This window comes from Serratia sp. D1N4 (assembly GCF_054552755.1).
In genome coordinates this window covers 132,872-150,513 of record NZ_CM137274.1, presented here as the reverse complement: position 1 = coordinate 150,513, position 17,642 = coordinate 132,872, and the positions used below count along the sequence as shown (strand labels likewise).

The 17,642-nt window shown below is 48.3% G+C and carries 13 protein-coding genes; 8 read left to right on the top strand and 5 right to left on the bottom strand.

The annotated features are described in order from the left end of the window. Positions 1-62 precede the first annotated feature (62 nt). The 5 genes from ACX1CU_RS00645 to ACX1CU_RS00625 all read right to left on the bottom strand — a co-directional run bounded on the left by ACX1CU_RS00645 (position 63) and on the right by ACX1CU_RS00625 (position 4,048). A complete protein-coding gene (locus tag ACX1CU_RS00645) occupies positions 63-575 on the bottom strand; it encodes a hypothetical protein (RefSeq protein ID WP_459400753.1) in 513 nt (170 codons plus the stop codon). 68 nt (positions 576-643) lie between these two features. Next, positions 644-1,108 carry a hypothetical protein gene (locus ACX1CU_RS00640; RefSeq protein ID WP_459400752.1) on the bottom strand — a complete coding sequence of 155 codons (465 nt, stop codon included), beginning with the start codon at positions 1,106-1,108 and terminating at the stop codon, positions 644-646. Positions 1,109-1,166: 58 nt separating this feature from the next. After that, entirely contained in the window at positions 1,167-1,844 is a 678-nt protein-coding gene (locus ACX1CU_RS00635) for a helix-turn-helix transcriptional regulator (protein WP_459400751.1), read from the bottom strand. Between the two features lie 53 nt (positions 1,845-1,897). Then, a complete protein-coding gene (locus tag ACX1CU_RS00630) occupies positions 1,898-2,626 on the bottom strand; it encodes a YaaW family protein (RefSeq protein ID WP_459400750.1) in 729 nt (242 codons plus the stop codon). 471 nt (positions 2,627-3,097) lie between these two features. Next, positions 3,098-4,048: a hypothetical protein gene (locus ACX1CU_RS00625; protein ID WP_459400749.1), complete on the bottom strand. Its 951-nt coding sequence runs from the start codon at positions 4,046-4,048 to the stop codon at positions 3,098-3,100. 1,128 nt (positions 4,049-5,176) lie between these two features. On the opposite strand from ACX1CU_RS00625, the gene ACX1CU_RS00620 reads away from it, so the two are divergent. The 8 genes from ACX1CU_RS00620 (at position 5,177) to ACX1CU_RS00585 (ending at position 17,526) form a co-directional block, all read left to right on the top strand. Continuing rightward, positions 5,177-5,755, top strand: coding sequence for an inovirus Gp2 family protein (locus ACX1CU_RS00620; RefSeq protein ID WP_459402902.1), 579 nt, complete (start codon positions 5,177-5,179; stop codon positions 5,753-5,755). Positions 5,756-5,926: 171 nt separating this feature from the next. Further along, positions 5,927-6,139, top strand: coding sequence for a helix-turn-helix transcriptional regulator (locus ACX1CU_RS00615; RefSeq protein WP_459400748.1), 213 nt, complete (start codon positions 5,927-5,929; stop codon positions 6,137-6,139). A 933-nt stretch (positions 6,140-7,072) separates the two neighbouring features. Continuing rightward, complete coding sequence (locus ACX1CU_RS00610) at positions 7,073-7,786, top strand: dynamin-like protein LeoC (protein WP_459400747.1); 714 nt, start codon at positions 7,073-7,075, stop codon at positions 7,784-7,786. Next, a complete protein-coding gene (locus ACX1CU_RS00605; RefSeq protein WP_459400746.1) occupies positions 7,783-9,498 on the top strand; it encodes a DUF1269 domain-containing protein in 1,716 nt (571 codons plus the stop codon). Before ACX1CU_RS00610 ends, ACX1CU_RS00605 begins: the two co-directional genes overlap by 4 nt. Next, complete coding sequence (locus ACX1CU_RS00600) at positions 9,470-11,200, top strand: LeoA/HP0731 family dynamin-like GTPase (protein WP_459400745.1); 1,731 nt, start codon at positions 9,470-9,472, stop codon at positions 11,198-11,200. The genes ACX1CU_RS00605 and ACX1CU_RS00600 overlap by 29 nt, the downstream gene beginning before the upstream one ends. Positions 11,201-11,376: 176 nt before the next feature. Further along, a complete protein-coding gene (locus ACX1CU_RS00595) occupies positions 11,377-12,606 on the top strand; it encodes a DUF6361 family protein (protein ID WP_459400744.1) in 1,230 nt (409 codons plus the stop codon). After that, positions 12,600-14,396, top strand: a complete 1,797-nt coding sequence (locus ACX1CU_RS00590) for a phospholipase D family protein (RefSeq protein ID WP_459400743.1) — start codon at positions 12,600-12,602, stop codon at positions 14,394-14,396. Before ACX1CU_RS00595 ends, ACX1CU_RS00590 begins: the two co-directional genes overlap by 7 nt. After that, positions 14,386-17,526 carry a DEAD/DEAH box helicase gene (locus tag ACX1CU_RS00585; RefSeq protein ID WP_459400742.1) on the top strand — a complete coding sequence of 1,047 codons (3,141 nt, stop codon included), beginning with the start codon at positions 14,386-14,388 and terminating at the stop codon, positions 17,524-17,526. The genes ACX1CU_RS00590 and ACX1CU_RS00585 overlap by 11 nt, the downstream gene beginning before the upstream one ends. The last annotated feature ends 116 nt before the right edge of the window (positions 17,527-17,642 follow it).

Here is a 17,642-nt window from a genome sequence, read left to right as displayed (position 1 = left end):
GGAAGTAGGGACGCACGCGCTGATGCGTCCAGTGATGAAAAGAAGCGAAATAGCCGAGAGAATTATTCCTGCGACGGGCCTACTTGTGATTGTTGTGCCCGGCCATAAATAATCTGGTGTTTTGCCAGCGCCTGAGGCATATCGTTGATGCAGTACGTGATATAGAACACATTGAACACTACGGTGTAAAAAGCGTTCATTTTCAGGTCGAAGCGGAAAGTATTCAGCGCGTAGTGGCGCAGTGCTGTCCTGGCCTTAAACGCCCAGACGATATACATCACGCTACACGCCAGCGACAACAGCATGCTCAGCGTCAGCAAGGCATCGCTGGTCAGGTCGTATCCATACATATCGGGTGATGCCATAGAGGCCATCTGGCGGCTGATACCGAAGCAGACCGCTAGCCAGATGATGAATACATTCCCACAAATTGGATAGCCGGTGGTGTCGCTGATAATTTCCTGCTTTTTGTGTAGCCACAACAGTGGCCATACCCCAAAGGTCACAATGCTGAGCAGGACAAAATGCAGGGTAGGCGTATTCAGACGCTGGCTGAGTGTGGTGATTTCTTTCATTCCGTGTTTCCTTGCGTTGTGTCAGTCAAAAAAGTGTCAGTACGACGAGTGGCGAAAAGCGCCCTTGTCTACAGGTCAAACTTCGGTACACATCCGTGTGTGCCAAATTTCGGCAGTACCTTCCCCGCCTCGTTCAGTGTGAAGGTTGCCGGACGAACGCCCTCGCCGGAGACAACCACCTGTTTACCGGTTCGCAAGTGCTCCCAGGCCCAGAGAATGTTGTTGGCACCAAACCGACTGTTGGTCCCACTGATGTCTGCCGGCTCTTCATCATCGATTTTGATTAACAGCTGTTTTCCGCTATCCATACTGACTTCATGCCCGTTAACGTCAGTAAAGATGAGGGTGACGGGCTCAGAGCCCGTGTCCTCACAGGCCAGGTACAACTGCGATTGCCCCTTACCCAGGATGATGAACTCAGAGTGCCCCTGCCCCCATCCCCTGACCCAGGTCTTGTTATTGCCAAAAGCCTGCACAAGAGTCGGTATCAGTATGCTGACCAGTAACAAGCTGCCCAGTGAGGTTATCTTCATGTTTAACTCCTTTATTTATTTGAAAAATCATATGTCCGGACGGACGGGTAAAGCGGTCTCATTCGCGAATGAGACCGCTGATAAACTGAAAATGCGGTAAAGCCTGAATAAAACGCGCGTCCTGAAAGATTCGGTTGACGTTTTTCTGGCGGCTAAAACTACTGATGGTCATCGCCACGTCGGTGATGGCGGAGAGCGTGAATACCTGGATGTGCTCCTTGACCAGAGCGGCGAGGTACCACTCGCCGTCAAAGCAGATAAGACGATAGGGAGCCACAGCGGATTGATGATGACCGTGATGCAGGAAGTGAATGCGTCTGTTACGGATAATCGCCTGGGTGATAACCTGAAAGCCGCCGAACAGGGAGGGTACCTGACGCGGTGGTGTATTCCAGATGACGCACGGTGCGCCCTGACCCGAATCAAGCAGCACTGACAGCAGCTTGGGATCCAGTGCCGGAAAATACTGTGCCACACTGGTGATACGGGCAAAGCGGAGAATATCCTGATCAGTACGGAAAGGCCCCCGCGCATCCTGGAGGCGAAAACTTCCGTCGGTATATTCCAGATCGAGATACCGTAGACGTTCACGCAGGTCACGCTGTACAGTCCGCTCAGAAACACCGAATTCCTGAGCAAGCTGCCGGGCACTGAGTGATTCGCCCATAAAGAGCCTGCTGACCAGAATGGCCAGGCGGCTGGCAAGCCGGTCATAACGATGTTCCTGTTCAGGCATGATCAATGCTCCCTGCGAATAAAACCTGCCCCAAAAGGAAGCAGAGACGATGATTAATGGGAAAGGTGCCGCTGTCGCAGCCAGGCGACGACAATGCAGGCGGGAATGGTGACCCGGTAAGCCGGACCGGCAATATCGGAAATCATCCAGGCAGAGCTCAGGGCCAGGGCCACCGGGCCAGCCAGCACGGACAGTGCTCGAGAGGCGACCACGACAGTGCCCCAGGTGGCAATCCCCCCCAGCGAGGTGATGACACTGGCAGACAGCGCTGTCGCCAGTTCAAGGGCCGCCAGGGAAGAGGTACGGATAGCAGCCTGCACCGCAATCAGGATGAGTTGCGGGGTCGGGCTGGTCAGGTCCAGTTGCATGTTGCGGGAGAGTGATACCAACTCATCTGGTGACATGTTATCCAGGCTTTTTTCCAGGACTTTCATCAACAGGCTGAGTTCGATAGTCTCTGTGGTGCTGTTTTTATTGTAATTAACATCAAGCCGGTCACAGACATCACCGAGGATTTCCCGGTAGGGCACGCCCTGGCCAAAACGGACCAGACTCACCAGGGTGTTGGCCCCATAGCGTTGGAGCTCGGCAGCAATCTGCATCCAGTAACGGCAGTGGTCAGGTGCCAGCAGACGGTATTCCGGCGTGCTGGTCAGGCTCTCTGTCCAGCGGGTTTCTCCGTCACGGGTATCGGTGGTCAGAATAGAAACCAGCAACTGTAGCTCTTCGTTACTGCACCGTCCCAGCAGCGCCAGGTCAGGGTCATAGCGGTATACAGTCATTATCGGTCCTCAGTCATGAAGGTGGAGAACCGACACTGTAAAGGACGCAACTGCACGGATATGTCACTGATAATGGTTGTTTTTTGTACTTAAAGGGCTAGAAATGACAGGAGATGTCAAAAAGATACGTATACTACCGCTTATTAACAACAGGCATAGCTTGCCTGGGTAGGAAAAACGACAGTTGGCCGACCAACTTGGCATATTAATAAAGTCACTGGCGTGATTTTACAATTAACTGATATATTTTATTTTTTTACTGAATTACGACATATGCCTTATACTGCAACTTAACGATTTCATTCAATTAGGAGCTAGAAATTGCTTTTAACCATGCGGATTGGTGACACTGACAGAAAGAGAGATATCTGTCAGTGTACTCATGGGGGTAGTATAGATCTGAGTTTTCTTTGATTGTTAATTTACTGTTACCACATTAGCGATAAGTCCGTAAGAAATGAGACTTTTTCATTACTCATCTTTTGATATTTTTTTCAAGTAATGATCGTTAATGAGTTTTTCCAGAACATCACTGATGCGCATACCGTAATACTCTGCCAACTCATCCAGTCGTGATTTTGTTTGATTGCGAAGGTAGCTGTTAAGTGCTTTTTTATCGGTGCGGGACTGACGAAGCTTACGTTGATTCCACGCTTTATTAAGATTCAGTAAAAATAATTTTTTACTGTCTAGATGTTGAGTACCCCATGAGTCGAAAGCTGCAACAGCTGCAAGGTAACATTCTTCAGGACTCAATGGAGTAAACCAAAACTCTAATCTCCTAAGTTCGGGGATGAGGCTCTCAATATAGGAGTTACTTCTTTCTCTCCCTCTTAATTTTTCCCATACCCACTGACATCCCTCTTTGTCATCAGGAGGTAGCCATTTAAGCGGTTTTGGACCATTAAGAATTCCTTTCCATTTGTTCTTTATATTCTCCAATAAACGTCTCTTTACACCTTTTTTAGCAGGTGGATAGACAGGTATGAGATCAAATAAACTAATAATGAGATTCAAACGTTCATTATGACTTGAAGGTGACAAACTTAAATCTAGACGCCGATACCAGTTCCCCTCCTCATTTGGATCAATTCCAAGATGTTTATCACTGACATCACATAAATAGACCCATATGTAGAATGTTGCCCGAGGATCCCTTTCTAACCAGTTAAATTCATCCCGGCTGAGGATGTTTTCTCCGCATGCCTCATACATACCTTGCAAAAAATCATTCGCTTGACTTTTATCAGAGAAATAATTCTTGATAGCAGAATTAACCACATTCTGACAACTTTCTGCACTCTGTTCATTAAAGACGCCAAGCGTAACATCTTGGAATGACCGCAAGTACCTCGTATAAAATTGACCAACCCTGAGGTCAACTTTCTGTATCGGATTACCACTACCATCTCTTACTGCCATATACCCCCCGAAAAAATTTAAACTACTATGTAGTTTATATATAGCACGATAATGGTTTAAATGAAATTATAAAAATTGATCTTGTAGTATTATCAAGATAATTTTGTTGTTAATTTACTGTTTTATTGTGGTTTTTACTTGGTTTTACAGTTGTCTTTTTACTTGTTTAATTCTGAATAATCCTGCTAAAGCGTGTCATTTTAGCTATGTTTATGCCATTCTGTGTCGTGAACTTGTTAGAGGAGTTGAGTGCCTGTATGTCGATAGTGTCGTTTTTATCTTTACTGCACCAGATTGCATAATAAAAAATGTTATCGCTATCTAATGAGATTTTTAAACTAATCAATTTTTTGGTTAACATATACTGAAAAGGCGCATACTAGCGCCTTCGTTAAGGCTAGTGGTGTTCCATTTGTGATTTACAAATACTAGAAAGGAAAAGAAGCCGCCTTTGACACACATTCAAAGAAGAATAAGATGATTTACTCATTCTACACCTTGAATTTTCCATGCATGGCATAGCGAGTTACATTCTAATTTTTTATATTAGCCATAAGGACAATTCTTTGATGAAGATAATAATCTCATCACCCATAATTTTAGAGGTCTAACTACATGGAGCGGCCTTTTATCTGAAGTCGTAACTCCAGAGTGATGGAAGTAAAAAGAATGCAGGTATGCAGAAAGGTTTTCAAATAGACTAAAGCCATCCCCTATCACGCCTGTCGGATTGGTAATATATATACAGAAGTATGTTACCTCCTGCAGTAGGCAAAGATATTGATAGGGATGTACCTTGAATACTCTCCATCAATGGTGTATGTGGTATATGCCAATGATTATCTAACCTGACAATTGATATACCCGTGATACCTCAAGCTTGCAGGCCTACTTCGATACCAGAGTAACCCACCGCCTGAAGAACTGAGAATGCCTACCTCCTATCAGCCACAATACTGTATTGGTCTTTCCCTGTCTGATTCATTCCCAGCCAAATAAAATCAAGTCGTAGTATCTACCTCTATCTCCTGTCAACTGGCTTACCCTGTTTGATCAGAAAAGATCGGTATCAATAAATTTTTATCACTCTGACTCACGGTATGAAACATTCACAGTCAGAGGAGCACTATCGTGTATTCACATAACCAACATTACCTTAGTCGTATCGAAAATACCCTCAACAATGCGTTGTCAGAGCACCCCAGAACATTAGCAGTACGGGTTGATCTCCGGTTACCGAATGATACGGCAGATACCGATGCTGCCGTGATATCCCGCTTTATAGAGTCCCTCAAAGCTAAAATAAAATACGCCGTTATTGGTAAACAGCGTGAGGGGAGAAGGATTCACCCCTGCACCCTTCGCTATGTCTGGGTCAAAGAGGTCGGTGAACTCAATGGTAAAAAACACTATCACCTGTTGCTGCTACTGAACAAAGACAGATGGCATAGCCTGGGTGATTATCAATCTTCATCAACATTGGCAGGACTGATCAAACAGGCATGGTGCAGTGCGCTTCGTGTAGGTTTTCCAGAAAATGCTACGTTGGCTCATTTCCCTGACAATCCTGCTCTCTGGGTAGATATCAACAGTGCTGATTATTTTAATCAACGTACTGCTGTGATAGAGCGGGCCAGTTATCTCGCCAAGCACTACACCAAACAGTATGGCAATGGTGAGCGCTCATTCGGATGCAGTAACAATTAATGCTACGGGCTGTCGATAATGGCGGCCCCTGTTCTACCGAATCGGTATTTTTTTATATTCCTGACTTATCTCATGACAGAGTACACAGCCATCTCCTGATTTCAATACCAATCAAACAGTTATAGCTGGTGCTCCCGTCTTTCTTTTAACTTAAGACAGAGAGAAAACGTCATGAATAAACGCATCGAACTTGACATGATGAACGATAAGCTGGTGGATATGTTTTTCATCACCAGATTTACCGGCATGAGTGACAAATGGTTTTACAAGCTCATCGGCAAAAACAAGTTTCCTAAGCCTATCAAACTTGGCAGCAGTTCTCGCTGGCTGGAAAGTGAAGTGAAAAATTGGATGATAAACCATATCACAGCATCGCGTGGTTAAACGTTGCTCGACTCACTCCATGAGTGGATAAAGAGCTTGTTCATTCATAATCAACTCGATGGTTTCGGGGCAAGGGCGGCCCAAACAAGCGCGACTGTCAGGGCTATCGGTCGTACCGATTCGTAAATTTGCTCGCTTCTCAGTTTTCACAACTTCAACTACGATAATCTCAGTAAAGCCGTTCCGTTTTATCCACGATTTTTGGTTAATATAATCGGTAAACAGGAAATGCCATGCCTGTGAAATTGAACTGGTCAGTTAACATTGTGGAGCGGTATTACTGCTGTGTGCGACGATTGCCCTGCTGGTGATGGGATGTCACGCCATCGTAGGCGGACTAGCGGAAAACGTCTATCCGGATCTGGCTCAGCCTGAAGAAACCGAAGCCCCAGTGACTTTCGCCTCCTATCCCTCTCCTGTCGTGACGGAAGCTATTCTTGGCGGCCAAGCGGCGGAATTAAACTGTTCCATTCCTTCACGAGTGGCTTTTAAACACAGTCTTGGTGTTTCCGACATCTCGCTACGCTTTCGTCAGGCCTGTGTGATGCACGATCTTTGCTATCGCCATGGGTATGCCACTTCAAGTGTAGCTTCTTAGTTTTAACGACGCGTTAGACGATGATACTCCAGACATTCTGTCACACCTGTAACATTATTTGCGCAAAATAGGGGCAATGGTTCAGTTACGATCCACAGCGACTGGCACGAGATCGGCCACATCCCCTGATGTAACATCATGATAGCAGCAGGATGATAGCACCAACACCGTAAGATGATGATTATATTCGATTATGTGAAGGGCCTGAAAATGCACATTGACCTGAGCTAGGTACTGGCACATTAACTTTCCGTTGAAATGGTTTTACTTTTGCTACAACGATAAGATTGTCTTCAAGTTAAGTAATATTGCACAAGCCTGCCGGGGGAGACTATGTGTCTGAGCGAACCGGCGAAGATAGAACATTAATGAGATTTAAAATGAATACCGCTGAGGACTTCAACCGGCTTTATGCCGACGTAGGACGTAACATTGAGCAAACATTAGCTGACATTGCAGGACTTCATGTCGAGAACGAAGATGGCAAAAAGCAGCTTAATGCGATGACGGCGCAACTGCAGATTCTGCAGGATACCTTCAACCAGAAGGTTGCCTACCTGCAGCAACATGCCGAGTGGGATAAATTTACCCTCGCGTTTTTTGGCGAAACCAACGCGGGCAAAAGTACTATTATAGAGTCTCTGCGGATAGTGTTTGATGAAACCTCCCGCCGACAATTGCTGCAAAATAATCAAAACGATCTACAAAAAGCCGAGCATGAACTGCGCGAGAACTTAACGCAATTACGCATTGATTTAGGGCGGGTTTACAGCGATGTGGTCGATAAAATTAGTACCATCAGTTTTTCCGCCATGCGCCTGCAGCAAATCATCGCCAATGAAAGTGCCTTACGGCTAAAAATGGAAGAGGAAGCAAGTAAATCACGCCAGTTGCTGGAACAAAATGAAAGCCAGTCGCGTCTGCAAATTTTGCAACAGCAAACCAGCAGTAAAGCACGTATCACGCTGTTTTCCACCGCCATTGTTAGTTTGATCGTTGGCGCCGGCGCGGTAGTACTGATAAATCTGCTGGCGGGGCACTTAGGATGAGTGACGCACTGGATCTTGCTGAGGATAGCGCTGAACGGCTGGCTGATGCCCGTCTCAGCGAGCGTAAATCGGCGCTCAATCTTCAGCAGTTGCTGGATCAAAGTTTGTCGCGAATTATCCAGTCAGTCATTAAGACCGAACACTTAAAAAATACGGCAAAGCGCGTCGATGGCTTAATTATTGGTACTGGCGAATCAGACTTTACCAAAGGCAACACCCACTATACCTTACATATCGACGATAAAGTCTTCCAACTGATTGACGTACCGGGTATTGAAGGCAATGAGAGCCGCTACGTTCATCTGGTTAAAGAAGCTATTGCGCAAGCGCATATGGTGGTTTACGTCAATGGTACCAACAAAAAACCCGAAACAGCGACTGCAGAAAAGATTAAGTCTTACCTAGAATATGGCACACAGGTTTATCCGCTGGTCAACGTTCGCGGTTTTTCCGAGGCCTATGAGTTTGAAGAGGATCGTCTGGATCTCGCCCAACAAGGCGGCACAGGCGACGCGCTAAGCCAGACCATTGAGGTTCTAACTCCGATCTTAGGACCGGAGGTGCTGCTGAAGGGGCATTGCATTCAAGGGCTACTGTCATTTTCGGCGATGGCGTATGACGACAGTACGCAAAGCACAACCATTCATCCTTCCCGGGATCATAATCTGGCGGTATCCCAACAGGAGTTCTTTGACGTGTTCCCCACCCGTCAGGAAATGCGGGCATTTAGCCAGATTGATGCCGTAGCCCAAACGATCAGATATAAGGTTGCTACCTTCCGTGAGGATATTGTCGAAAGCAACAAAGGCAAAGTCCGTGAGACGCTGGGGCAATATTTACAGGTGCTGGAAGAACAGTTAGCCAGCCACCGAAGCTTTCTGCAAGGGACGGAGCCAGGGTTTGAAAAATGCCGGGTTGCGTTTAGTAATGCAATTGCGGAGTTTAAACGCCGCATCATGAATAACCGTCGTAACCGCTGGAATACCTTTTTTAACGAGTTGGCGGAGGCCAGTGACACTATCGTCGAAGACGATTTCGGCGATAGCGACGCGATTTCTCAACATATTCAGCGCGAGTTTAAAAAGCGACGCATCAGTGTTGAGGAAGAGATGCTTAAGGATACAGAAAAAGCCGTGGATGTATTGCAGCAGCAGATGCTTCAGGCGGTGGGACGTCTGCTAGAAGATATCAAGCATGTGGAGTTTCAGCAACGCGTCAGTTTTGAACGTAGCGGCGGCATTGATTTTGGCAGTGATATGGTGCTGGGTTACGACCTGGGGTTGGGCGATTTCGGCTCAATGGCCTTCAAAATTGGCAGCTATGCGATGACGGGCGGCACGATTGGTAGCGCATTCCCGGTGATTGGTACGGCGATTGGTGCCATTGCAGGGGCGCTGGTGGGCGTGGTGATGACGGTGGTCGGCTTTTTTACCAGTAAATCGTCAAAAATTCGCAAAGCGCAGGGAAAAGTACGCGACAGGCTGGAGAACGCGAGGGAGAAAGCCTTAGAAGGCGTGACCGACGAAGCCTGCAAACTGGTCGCTGCCATAGATAAAGAACTACAGGGCAGCTTGCTGAAAAAAGTGAATGATATGCAGAACGCCTTGCAACAGCCGATTACCATTTTTGAAGCGCAAATTACCCGAGTTACAAGATTAAAAAATCAACTAGAGAAGATGCCTTATGGAACAATTCAAACAGTTCAGTATTGAGAAAATGGCAGCCATTGATTCGCTATTGCAATTGCGCGGCATGCTAGAAACGTTGGGTGAGTTAGAGATCGATATTGGCGACGATCTGCAAAAAATCACCTCAGCAATTACCGCCGTCGAATCAGATGTCCTACGTATCGCGCTGTTGGGGGCATTTTCCGACGGCAAGACCAGCGTTATTGCCGCCTGGCTGGGTAAAATCATGGAAGACATGAATATCTCCATGGATGAGTCCTCCGACCAGTTAAGTATTTATAAACCGGAAGGCCTGCCAGGACAATGTGAAATTGTCGATACGCCGGGGCTGTTTGGCGACAAAGAGCGTGAAGTTGACGGTAAACTGGTGATGTATGAAGACCTGACCAAGCGCTATATTTCTGAAGCACATCTGATTTTTTACGTGGTTGATGCCACCAATCCGCTCAAAGATAGCCACACCGACATCGTAAAATGGGTTTTGCGTGACCTGAATAAACTATCTTCAACCATCTTTGTTATCAATAAAATGGATGAAGTGACTAACCTGACTAATCAGGTACTGTTTGACGAGCAGGCGGCAATTAAAAAAGAGAATCTGAAAGGTAAATTACAGCGCGCCGCTAATCTTAACGCGGCGGAATGCGAGCGGTTGAATATTGTCTGTATTGCCTCAAATCCAAACGGTCGCGGCCTGCCGTTCTGGTTCAGCAAACCTGAACATTACGAAAGCCGCTCTCGCATTAACGATCTTAAAAACACCGCTACCGATATTCTGAAAGCCAATGTACCCGAAGTACTGTTGGCGAAAACCGGCATGGACGTAGTGAAAGACATAGTCACTCAGCGCGTCACGCAGGCCCGTTTACAGCTTGATGAACTGAATACGTTTGCTAAGAAAAATGACGAGGATGCGCGCCGTTTTAGTAACGATATCAAGCAGAGCCGCACGGAGGTTAAGCAACTAGCCAGTGAGTTATTTCAAGAGCTGAACCTGATGGAAAAACAGCTTATGGGCCAGTTGCGTCCACTCAGCCTGGAAGATATTCGCCCATTTATGGACGATGAACTGGGATATACGGAAGAGGGGGTTGGCTTTAAGCTTCACCTGCGGATTAAGCTATCTGTCGATCGCTTTTTTGATCAGTCGACAGCGGTCACGCAGCGTTTGTCAGATGATATCATCCGTCAGTTGAACTCCAGTGAGAGCTTTTTAAGCGGCCTTGGTGAAGGGACATTTCGCTCTTTGGGTGGGGCCTTTAAGGGTGTATCGAAAATTAGCCCGGCGACGCTCAAAACGACCATTTTTGCCGCACGCGATACGATTGGCAAATTAACGGGATATGTCTATAAATTTAAACCCTGGCAGGCCACCAAACTGGCCGGAGGCATTGCCAAATGGGCGGGCCCAGCGGGTGCAGCGTTTACGATTGGCTCCGATCTGTGGGATGCCTATAAAGCGCACGAGCGGGAGCGTGAGCTGGAAGAAGTGAAAGCCTCACTGGCGAAAATCATTAAAGAGCCGTTTAAAGATATCTATGACGTGCTGATATCAGATGAAAAAATGTTCGCCTTTTTTGCACCGCAGATCCAAAATATGAAACAGGTTATCACTGAGCTGGAGGGGAAAAGCCACGCTATTCGTGATAGCCAGCAAAAACTGACCCTTATCCAGTCGCAACTTGCACAGTTAGCCCTGCCCGCGCTTGAAACCCCGTCAGCCTGATGCGAAGGCCGCGTTACCGCCTCTCGGTGGCGGAAGCGGTAGCGAGGTAAAACACAGTGAGTACATATTGGTTCCCTAAGAAATACTTGTATCTGTCTAGAGCTGGCGATTAACAAACTGTTCGAAATGTATGCGCAAACACGCAGCAGATAATAAATTTAACCAAGGAAATAGGTATGGCATCAGCGCTAGGTTGGCTTGATCATGATGCAGACGCACAGGCCAAAACGTTAAATATTCTTGCGCTCTTTCAGCAAAAAGAGAGCCGTGATGAGTTGGGAATTGGCGCTATCAGAGATAGTTTTGCTGAGCAGCTATTTCCAGGCACTAGCACTATTCAGACCCGTTTACGCTATATGCTTTTTGTTCCTTGGATCTATCAACGCCTAGAAAATAAACGAATATCCGCAGCAAACTTTGGCACCCAGGCCGACCGTGACGAACGAGCGTTAATTATCACCCTTTCCCAGCTAGAAGAAGATTCAACCGGTACATTTGGTAAAAATTCACGCGAAAAGCTTAAACGCCTGCCCAGTTCCGTTTACTGGGCAGGTCTGAGGCGTTGGGGTATTCGCAAGAGCCTGTGGTCGCAGGAAGAATATCATCGGCGAGTGGATGAACTCTATAGCTCACGCATGGAAAACAGTGAGCGGGAATATCAGGAAAAAAATCGTGGCGATATAGGCGACACAAGTTTGTATCAACCAGCACAGAGCTGGCACTCCAGCCTGCCTACACCACCGCCAAACTTTCCTAATAAGGCAACGTTTGTACTAACACGCCAGGAAGCCAGTTTTCTTAGCGACCGTATTCAATCGTCATGCGAAGGCAGTTTGCTGGCCTGGCTGACGCTACATAGCGAACCAGCAGATGTGAGTTCTCCGTGGGAACACCCGGATTACGCGAGATTCCCAGACGCTCTCAAGGAACTGCTAACTCACGCGCGGCTTTTTTCTTATACGATGCACGGCGCAGCCCTGCTTTATAACTATTTGCTCGCCAAAGAGCGTTCCGATAACGACCTTCTATCTCAACACAATGACAACTTCGTCGACTGGTTTACCGCACTACCCCGCAAGGAAATCGGTACCTGGTCGCTCGACCGTATGTGGGAGCTCATAGTCGGACCGGGCTATAGCATTAGCCTGATAACCCGCCGCTTTGTGGAACAGTGGATTGCTCTTATCCGACAGTCCCCCGCGACATTACTCACCAGTAAAGAAGCCAGTTCACTTATCCGTGCCCGCGAAATGGCCCTCAAAGGCCCGCGCTCGCGCTTTAAAAACAGACGCGCACTGGAGCAATGGAGTGGCCATGCCGGAACCCTGCATCTCGTCTACCGCTGGCATAACGTCCAGATATTTCTTAACGATCTGGCGCACGGCCTCAGGAGAGAAGAATGCTAAGCCCCAACAATCGCAGCTTATATACTTCGGCGCTGACCTCTCCGCCCGGCATGGTGTTTGACGAAGCCATCGCCACCAGCTTCTCACTCGATCCGGCATTTTTACTGCAGGCACCTGTCTATTTGGCTTTCACGGCGACCGATAGTAATCGCGCTCAGGATCCGCTATCCATTTTTGAAGCCATTCGTCGTTATTCCGAACGTATCACGGTGTACGTCCAAAAAGGGCGCATTCAAGTCCCCGTAAAGCTCAAGCCCAACCCCTTGTTCGGCTTGCTTGAAGAGATGATTGTTGAATCAAAAGCCAAAGGTCGCGGGGTCTTTCATCCAAAAATTTGGGCGATCCGCTTTATCAACCCTGAAACGGACGAGGTGATGTATCGGTTAGTGGTACTGAGCCGAAATTTAACCACCGATTCGTCCTGGGACCTCTCCTTGCAGCTGGACGGCTATCCCGGTAAACGTAAGCAAAGTGCCAATAAAGCAGTAGTGCATTTATTCTCCGTACTACCCAAACGGGCGACGGGAAAAATGGCGAAACATCGCCGGACGCAGGCGCAGCGCTTTGCAGATGAAATGCAGTACGTTGAATGGGATTGTCCCGCTGGCTTTGATGAGGTCGCATTTTTCCTGCCCGGGGAAGGTTACGACTGGCATCCTCCCGAAGCGGATCGTGCGGTGATTATCTCACCGTTTTGCACCGACGAGGCACTGCAGCACATCGTGGAGCATTGCCAGCAAGCCGATGCACTGATTTCACGCCCGGATACCTTGCTTGCCCTGAGTGAAGAAACTCGTAGCCTTTTCGCGCGCCAGCTTCACCTTGACGATGCAGCAGAAGAGCAGGTATCAGACGAGAGCACCCCAGACGAAATCATTGCCTCCGGCCTGCATGCCAAAGCGTATCTGTTTGAAAATGGCAAAGATAACGAGTTGGTGCTGGGTTCGGCAAACGCCACCAGCGCGGCGCTGTTGGGGAAAACGAACTGCGAAATTTTAGTCTCGCTCAAGGGCAAGAAAAAGAACACGGGCACCATTGATGACCTTCTGAGCAGTGACGGGATGGAAAGCTATCTGCAAGATTTCGACCCTGCACAGACGTTTAAGCCCGACCCACTGCGTGATGAAGCCGAATCCCACGTTGAACAAGCACGTGCGTTGCTCGCCGATGCTACATTGAGTCTTCACTGCCACCCCGGTGAAAACGACCAAAGCTGGGCATTGTGGCTCGTTGGTGAAATTCCTGAGTTAACTGGTATTGTGCAGGCAACTGCGTGGCCCGTGACGGTATCAGCAGGATTTTGCTGCAACCTGTTGGAACCGGCCGATGGGAATAAAAGAGCACTCGGTGAGTTTTCAGTCCCAGCCATTACCGGGCTAACAGCGTTTTCACTTAAAACATCGCACCCCGATGTATCGGTCAGGTTCGTCCTTAATCTGCCGATTGATGCCTTGCCCCCCGATCGCCACGCAATGATTTTGCAAAGCAGCATGCAGAAGCAGGATTTTCTGCGTTATCTGTTGATGTTGATAGACGAGACGGGGCAGCAATCCTTCTTTGCTGAAAATGCCTTTAGCGATGGCAATTTCTTTACCGGACTTGCCAGTGGAGAGGATTTCGCCGTGCTGGAAGAGCTGACACGTATCTATAGCCGTGAGCCCGAGCGTTTAAACGATATCGCAGCGCTGATTGACAATATGCGCAAAGGGCAAAGCGACATGATTCCGCAAGATTTTCTCGCTCTGTGGGCCGTATTTGAATCAGCCATGGGAGGACGAAATGGCCGATAAGCCCCCCAGTATTATCGCCCCGCTCACGGGATTGAAAGATTTTCAGCAACGCACCGTGAATTATGTTTTTCAGCAATTTTACGGTGATAAACAGCAAAATCGCTTTCTGGTAGCCGATGAAGTTGGTCTGGGAAAAACGATGGTTGCCCGCGGCATCATCGCCAAAACCATCGATCATTTACAGGATAAAATCGGCAGTATCGACATCATTTATATATGCTCAAATTCGGCTATCGCGGCGCAGAATATTAAGCGCCTGAATGTCAGCAATGAGAAACAATTTTCGCACTCAACGCGCCTGACATTCCTGCCAATACAGGTACGGTCTCTGCGAAAAAACAGAATCAATTTTATCAGCCTGACGCCAAACACCGCCCTCGATCACACCCGCAGCCGTGGCGGTCATAAAGAAGAGCGCGCGATCCTATATCGCATTTTGTACGATTTGCCGTTGGCAAAAGGCGAGAATCGTGAACGTTTACGCCTAGGTATGCTTAACCTGCTACAGGCAGCAGCAGGCCGGTCTGGCTGGCATTCCACGGTTGACCAGCTTTCTGTCGACGACATTGACAGGGAACTGGCAAAAGATTTTCGTAGCAAGGTGTTAAACGATGCCGAACTGTACGCTCAGCTCAAAGAGGGGTGTGAGCGTTTCGCCGATGACAACGAGACGCACGATTCTGAACTGCGCTACACCCTGATCGGTAAACTCAGAAGCAAACTGGCTACTGTGTGCTTATCCGCGCTGCAGCCTGATCTAGTTATCCTTGATGAATTTCAGAAGTTTAAAACCTTACTCGATGGTGATGATGAAGCCGCACTGCTGGCAAAAGCACTCTTTGAACACCCCGACGTACGCGTGCTCTTACTCTCCGCGACTCCGTATAAAATGTTCACCCTCGATCAGGAAAGCGAAGAGGATAACCACTACGCCGACTTTATCCGCACATTGCAGTTTTTGTACAACGATGACAGTCAAATCAAGGATATTCAGCAACATTTGCTCGATCACCGTACCGCATTGCACGCCACAGTAAACGCAGCAGAGACGAAAAAAGCGCTGGAACACGCTTTATTACAGGTCATGTGCCGAACTGAGCGGGTAACAATGACCCAAAAGCTGGATGCAATGACGAAAGAAGTCTTGCAACCGGCAATGATTACGCCCGCCGACCTTCATCACGCTGCTGCCGTTGATGGCGTCGCAATGGAAGTGCAAGCCCGCGATATTCTCGAATACTGGAAATCGATGCCTTACCTTTTCAATTTCCTAAAGCATTACGAGTTACGTACCCTCATGGACAAGTCACTGGAATCCCCTTCCGATGCGTTGCGTAAACTCGTCAAATCAGCAAAACCTCAGTTACTGACGAAGGCGAAACTGGAGCGCTACAAACCGTTGGATGCTGCAAACCCACGTATGCGGATGCTGTTTGAAGACACGCTGGATAAAGGTATGTGGCAGCTTTTGTGGATGCCCCCTTCATTACCTTACATAATGCCTGGCGGGGTATATGGCAACAAAGGCAGCCTGACCAAAACGCTGGTATTTTCCGCCTGGAACGCAGTTCCCAATGCGATTGCCACCGTCTGCTCTTATGAAGCCGAACGACGGATGATTGGCGCTGATCCCAAGATTCTGCACAGCCAGTTCAAGAAAAAAGTAAAACCGCTGCTCAATTTTGCGAAATCATCAAAAGATGGCCGCCTCACCGGGATGCCTGTTATCGCCTGGATGTTGCCATCTCCGACACTCGCACGTCATATTGATCCGCTTGAAATTGCTCGCCAGCATGCCGGTGAGCCGTTGAATGTGAAGGCCGTAAGGGCAATTGCAACGGCGAAATGTGAAGCGCTGCTTGAGACACTGGGTAACGGTGAGCCAAGTGCACGTACGGACGAACGCTGGTACTGGGCAGCCCCGGCCTTACTGGATGCCCAAACCGAAACGTCAGACTGGTGGCAAGGCGAACATTACTGGTACACAGGGCCAACGAAAAATGAGCCCGCCGAAAACTTCCAAGAACATATCGACCTGTTTGCCCGGATGGCAAATGGCGAGATCCTCCTCGGCCCACGCCCTGACGATTTGGCCGAAGTTCTCTGTGACTTCGCTCTTGCTAGTCCCGGTACATGTGCCCTACGGGCGCTCAGCCGAATCGACTCTTGCCTAGCAACCGATTCGGCAGAGATGTTGTCCGCCGCAGCACAGATCGCTTCTGGGTTTCGTTCGCTCTACAACCTGGCAGAGAGCATTTCGCTTCTACGCGGCGCAGGAGATGACACTTACTGGCGGCTGACGCTGCGTTATGGCATCGATGGCAACATTCAGGCCATGCTGGATGAGTATGTCCATACGCTGCTGGAGTCGATGGGGTTACAACATGAACCCGCCGAAGCGCAACTGGCGGCTATTGCATCACGTATTCAGACCGTGGTTTCGTTGCGCACCACGCAATTGAATATTGATGAGTTCAAAACGAATAGGGGCAATTATACTTGGGGCGATTTGTACACACGTTGTCGCTTTGCTTTACGCTACGGCCAACTGAGGGACGACACGGATAAAGCCGTCGCACATGCAGAATCGGTGAAAGATGCGTTTAACTCCCCCTTCCACCCCTTTGTATTGGCTTCCACCTCAATCGGGCAAGAAGGACTCGATTTTCACACCTGGTGCCATGCAGTTATGCACTGGAATCTACCGTCAAACCCGGTCGATCTGGAGCAGCGTGAAGGACGAGTACATCGTTATAAGGGCCATGCGGTGAGGAAGAATATTGCCGAATATTATGGCTTGAGTGCACTTCATTCGCTGGCAGAAAGAGCTGATCCATGGACACAGCTCTTTGCGCTTGCGGCAAGCCAGCGCAAAGAGGGACAGTCTGATCTGATTCCCTACTGGATTTTTGAAGAGGGAACTGCTCGCGTCGAACGCCGGGTTCCTATGCTACCGTACAGCAAAGAGAGCATTAAGTTTAAGCGGCTTAAACGAGAGCTAGCACTCTACCGCATTGTCTTCGGCCAACCGCGCCAAGAAGATTTGCTGTTCGGCCTGAAACACAGTGGCAATGAGTCTTTAACGGACATGGCGCAGTGGCTTATTTCTCTTGAACCACCAAAGGTATGATGCTCCTTAGCGTGAGAAACTTTATCCCGTTACTTTATTCGTACTCTTTATACCATCGAGGTCAACCAAATAAACTTGACGTGGATGCAGACTCCCAGGAGGGTTGTCACTGGGTC

What these genes read in the sequence shown, in the direction of transcription:
- ACX1CU_RS00645 (WP_459400753.1), bottom strand. Translation starts at nt 575, where the DNA reads ATGAAAGAAATCACCACACTCAGCCAGCGTCTGAATACGCCTACCCTG.
- ACX1CU_RS00640 (WP_459400752.1), bottom strand. Translation starts at nt 1,108, where the DNA reads ATGAAGATAACCTCACTGGGCAGCTTGTTACTGGTCAGCATACTGATA.
- ACX1CU_RS00635 (WP_459400751.1), bottom strand. Translation starts at nt 1,844, where the DNA reads ATGCCTGAACAGGAACATCGTTATGACCGGCTTGCCAGCCGCCTGGCC.
- ACX1CU_RS00630 (WP_459400750.1), bottom strand. Translation starts at nt 2,626, where the DNA reads ATGACTGTATACCGCTATGACCCTGACCTGGCGCTGCTGGGACGGTGC.
- ACX1CU_RS00625 (WP_459400749.1), bottom strand. Translation starts at nt 4,048, where the DNA reads ATGGCAGTAAGAGATGGTAGTGGTAATCCGATACAGAAAGTTGACCTC.
- ACX1CU_RS00615 (WP_459400748.1), top strand. Translation starts at nt 5,927, where the DNA reads ATGAATAAACGCATCGAACTTGACATGATGAACGATAAGCTGGTGGAT.
- ACX1CU_RS00605 (WP_459400746.1), top strand. Translation starts at nt 7,783, where the DNA reads ATGAGTGACGCACTGGATCTTGCTGAGGATAGCGCTGAACGGCTGGCT.
- ACX1CU_RS00600 (WP_459400745.1), top strand. Translation starts at nt 9,470, where the DNA reads ATGGAACAATTCAAACAGTTCAGTATTGAGAAAATGGCAGCCATTGAT.
- ACX1CU_RS00595 (WP_459400744.1), top strand. Translation starts at nt 11,377, where the DNA reads ATGGCATCAGCGCTAGGTTGGCTTGATCATGATGCAGACGCACAGGCC.
- ACX1CU_RS00590 (WP_459400743.1), top strand. Translation starts at nt 12,600, where the DNA reads ATGCTAAGCCCCAACAATCGCAGCTTATATACTTCGGCGCTGACCTCT.
- ACX1CU_RS00585 (WP_459400742.1), top strand. Translation starts at nt 14,386, where the DNA reads ATGGCCGATAAGCCCCCCAGTATTATCGCCCCGCTCACGGGATTGAAA.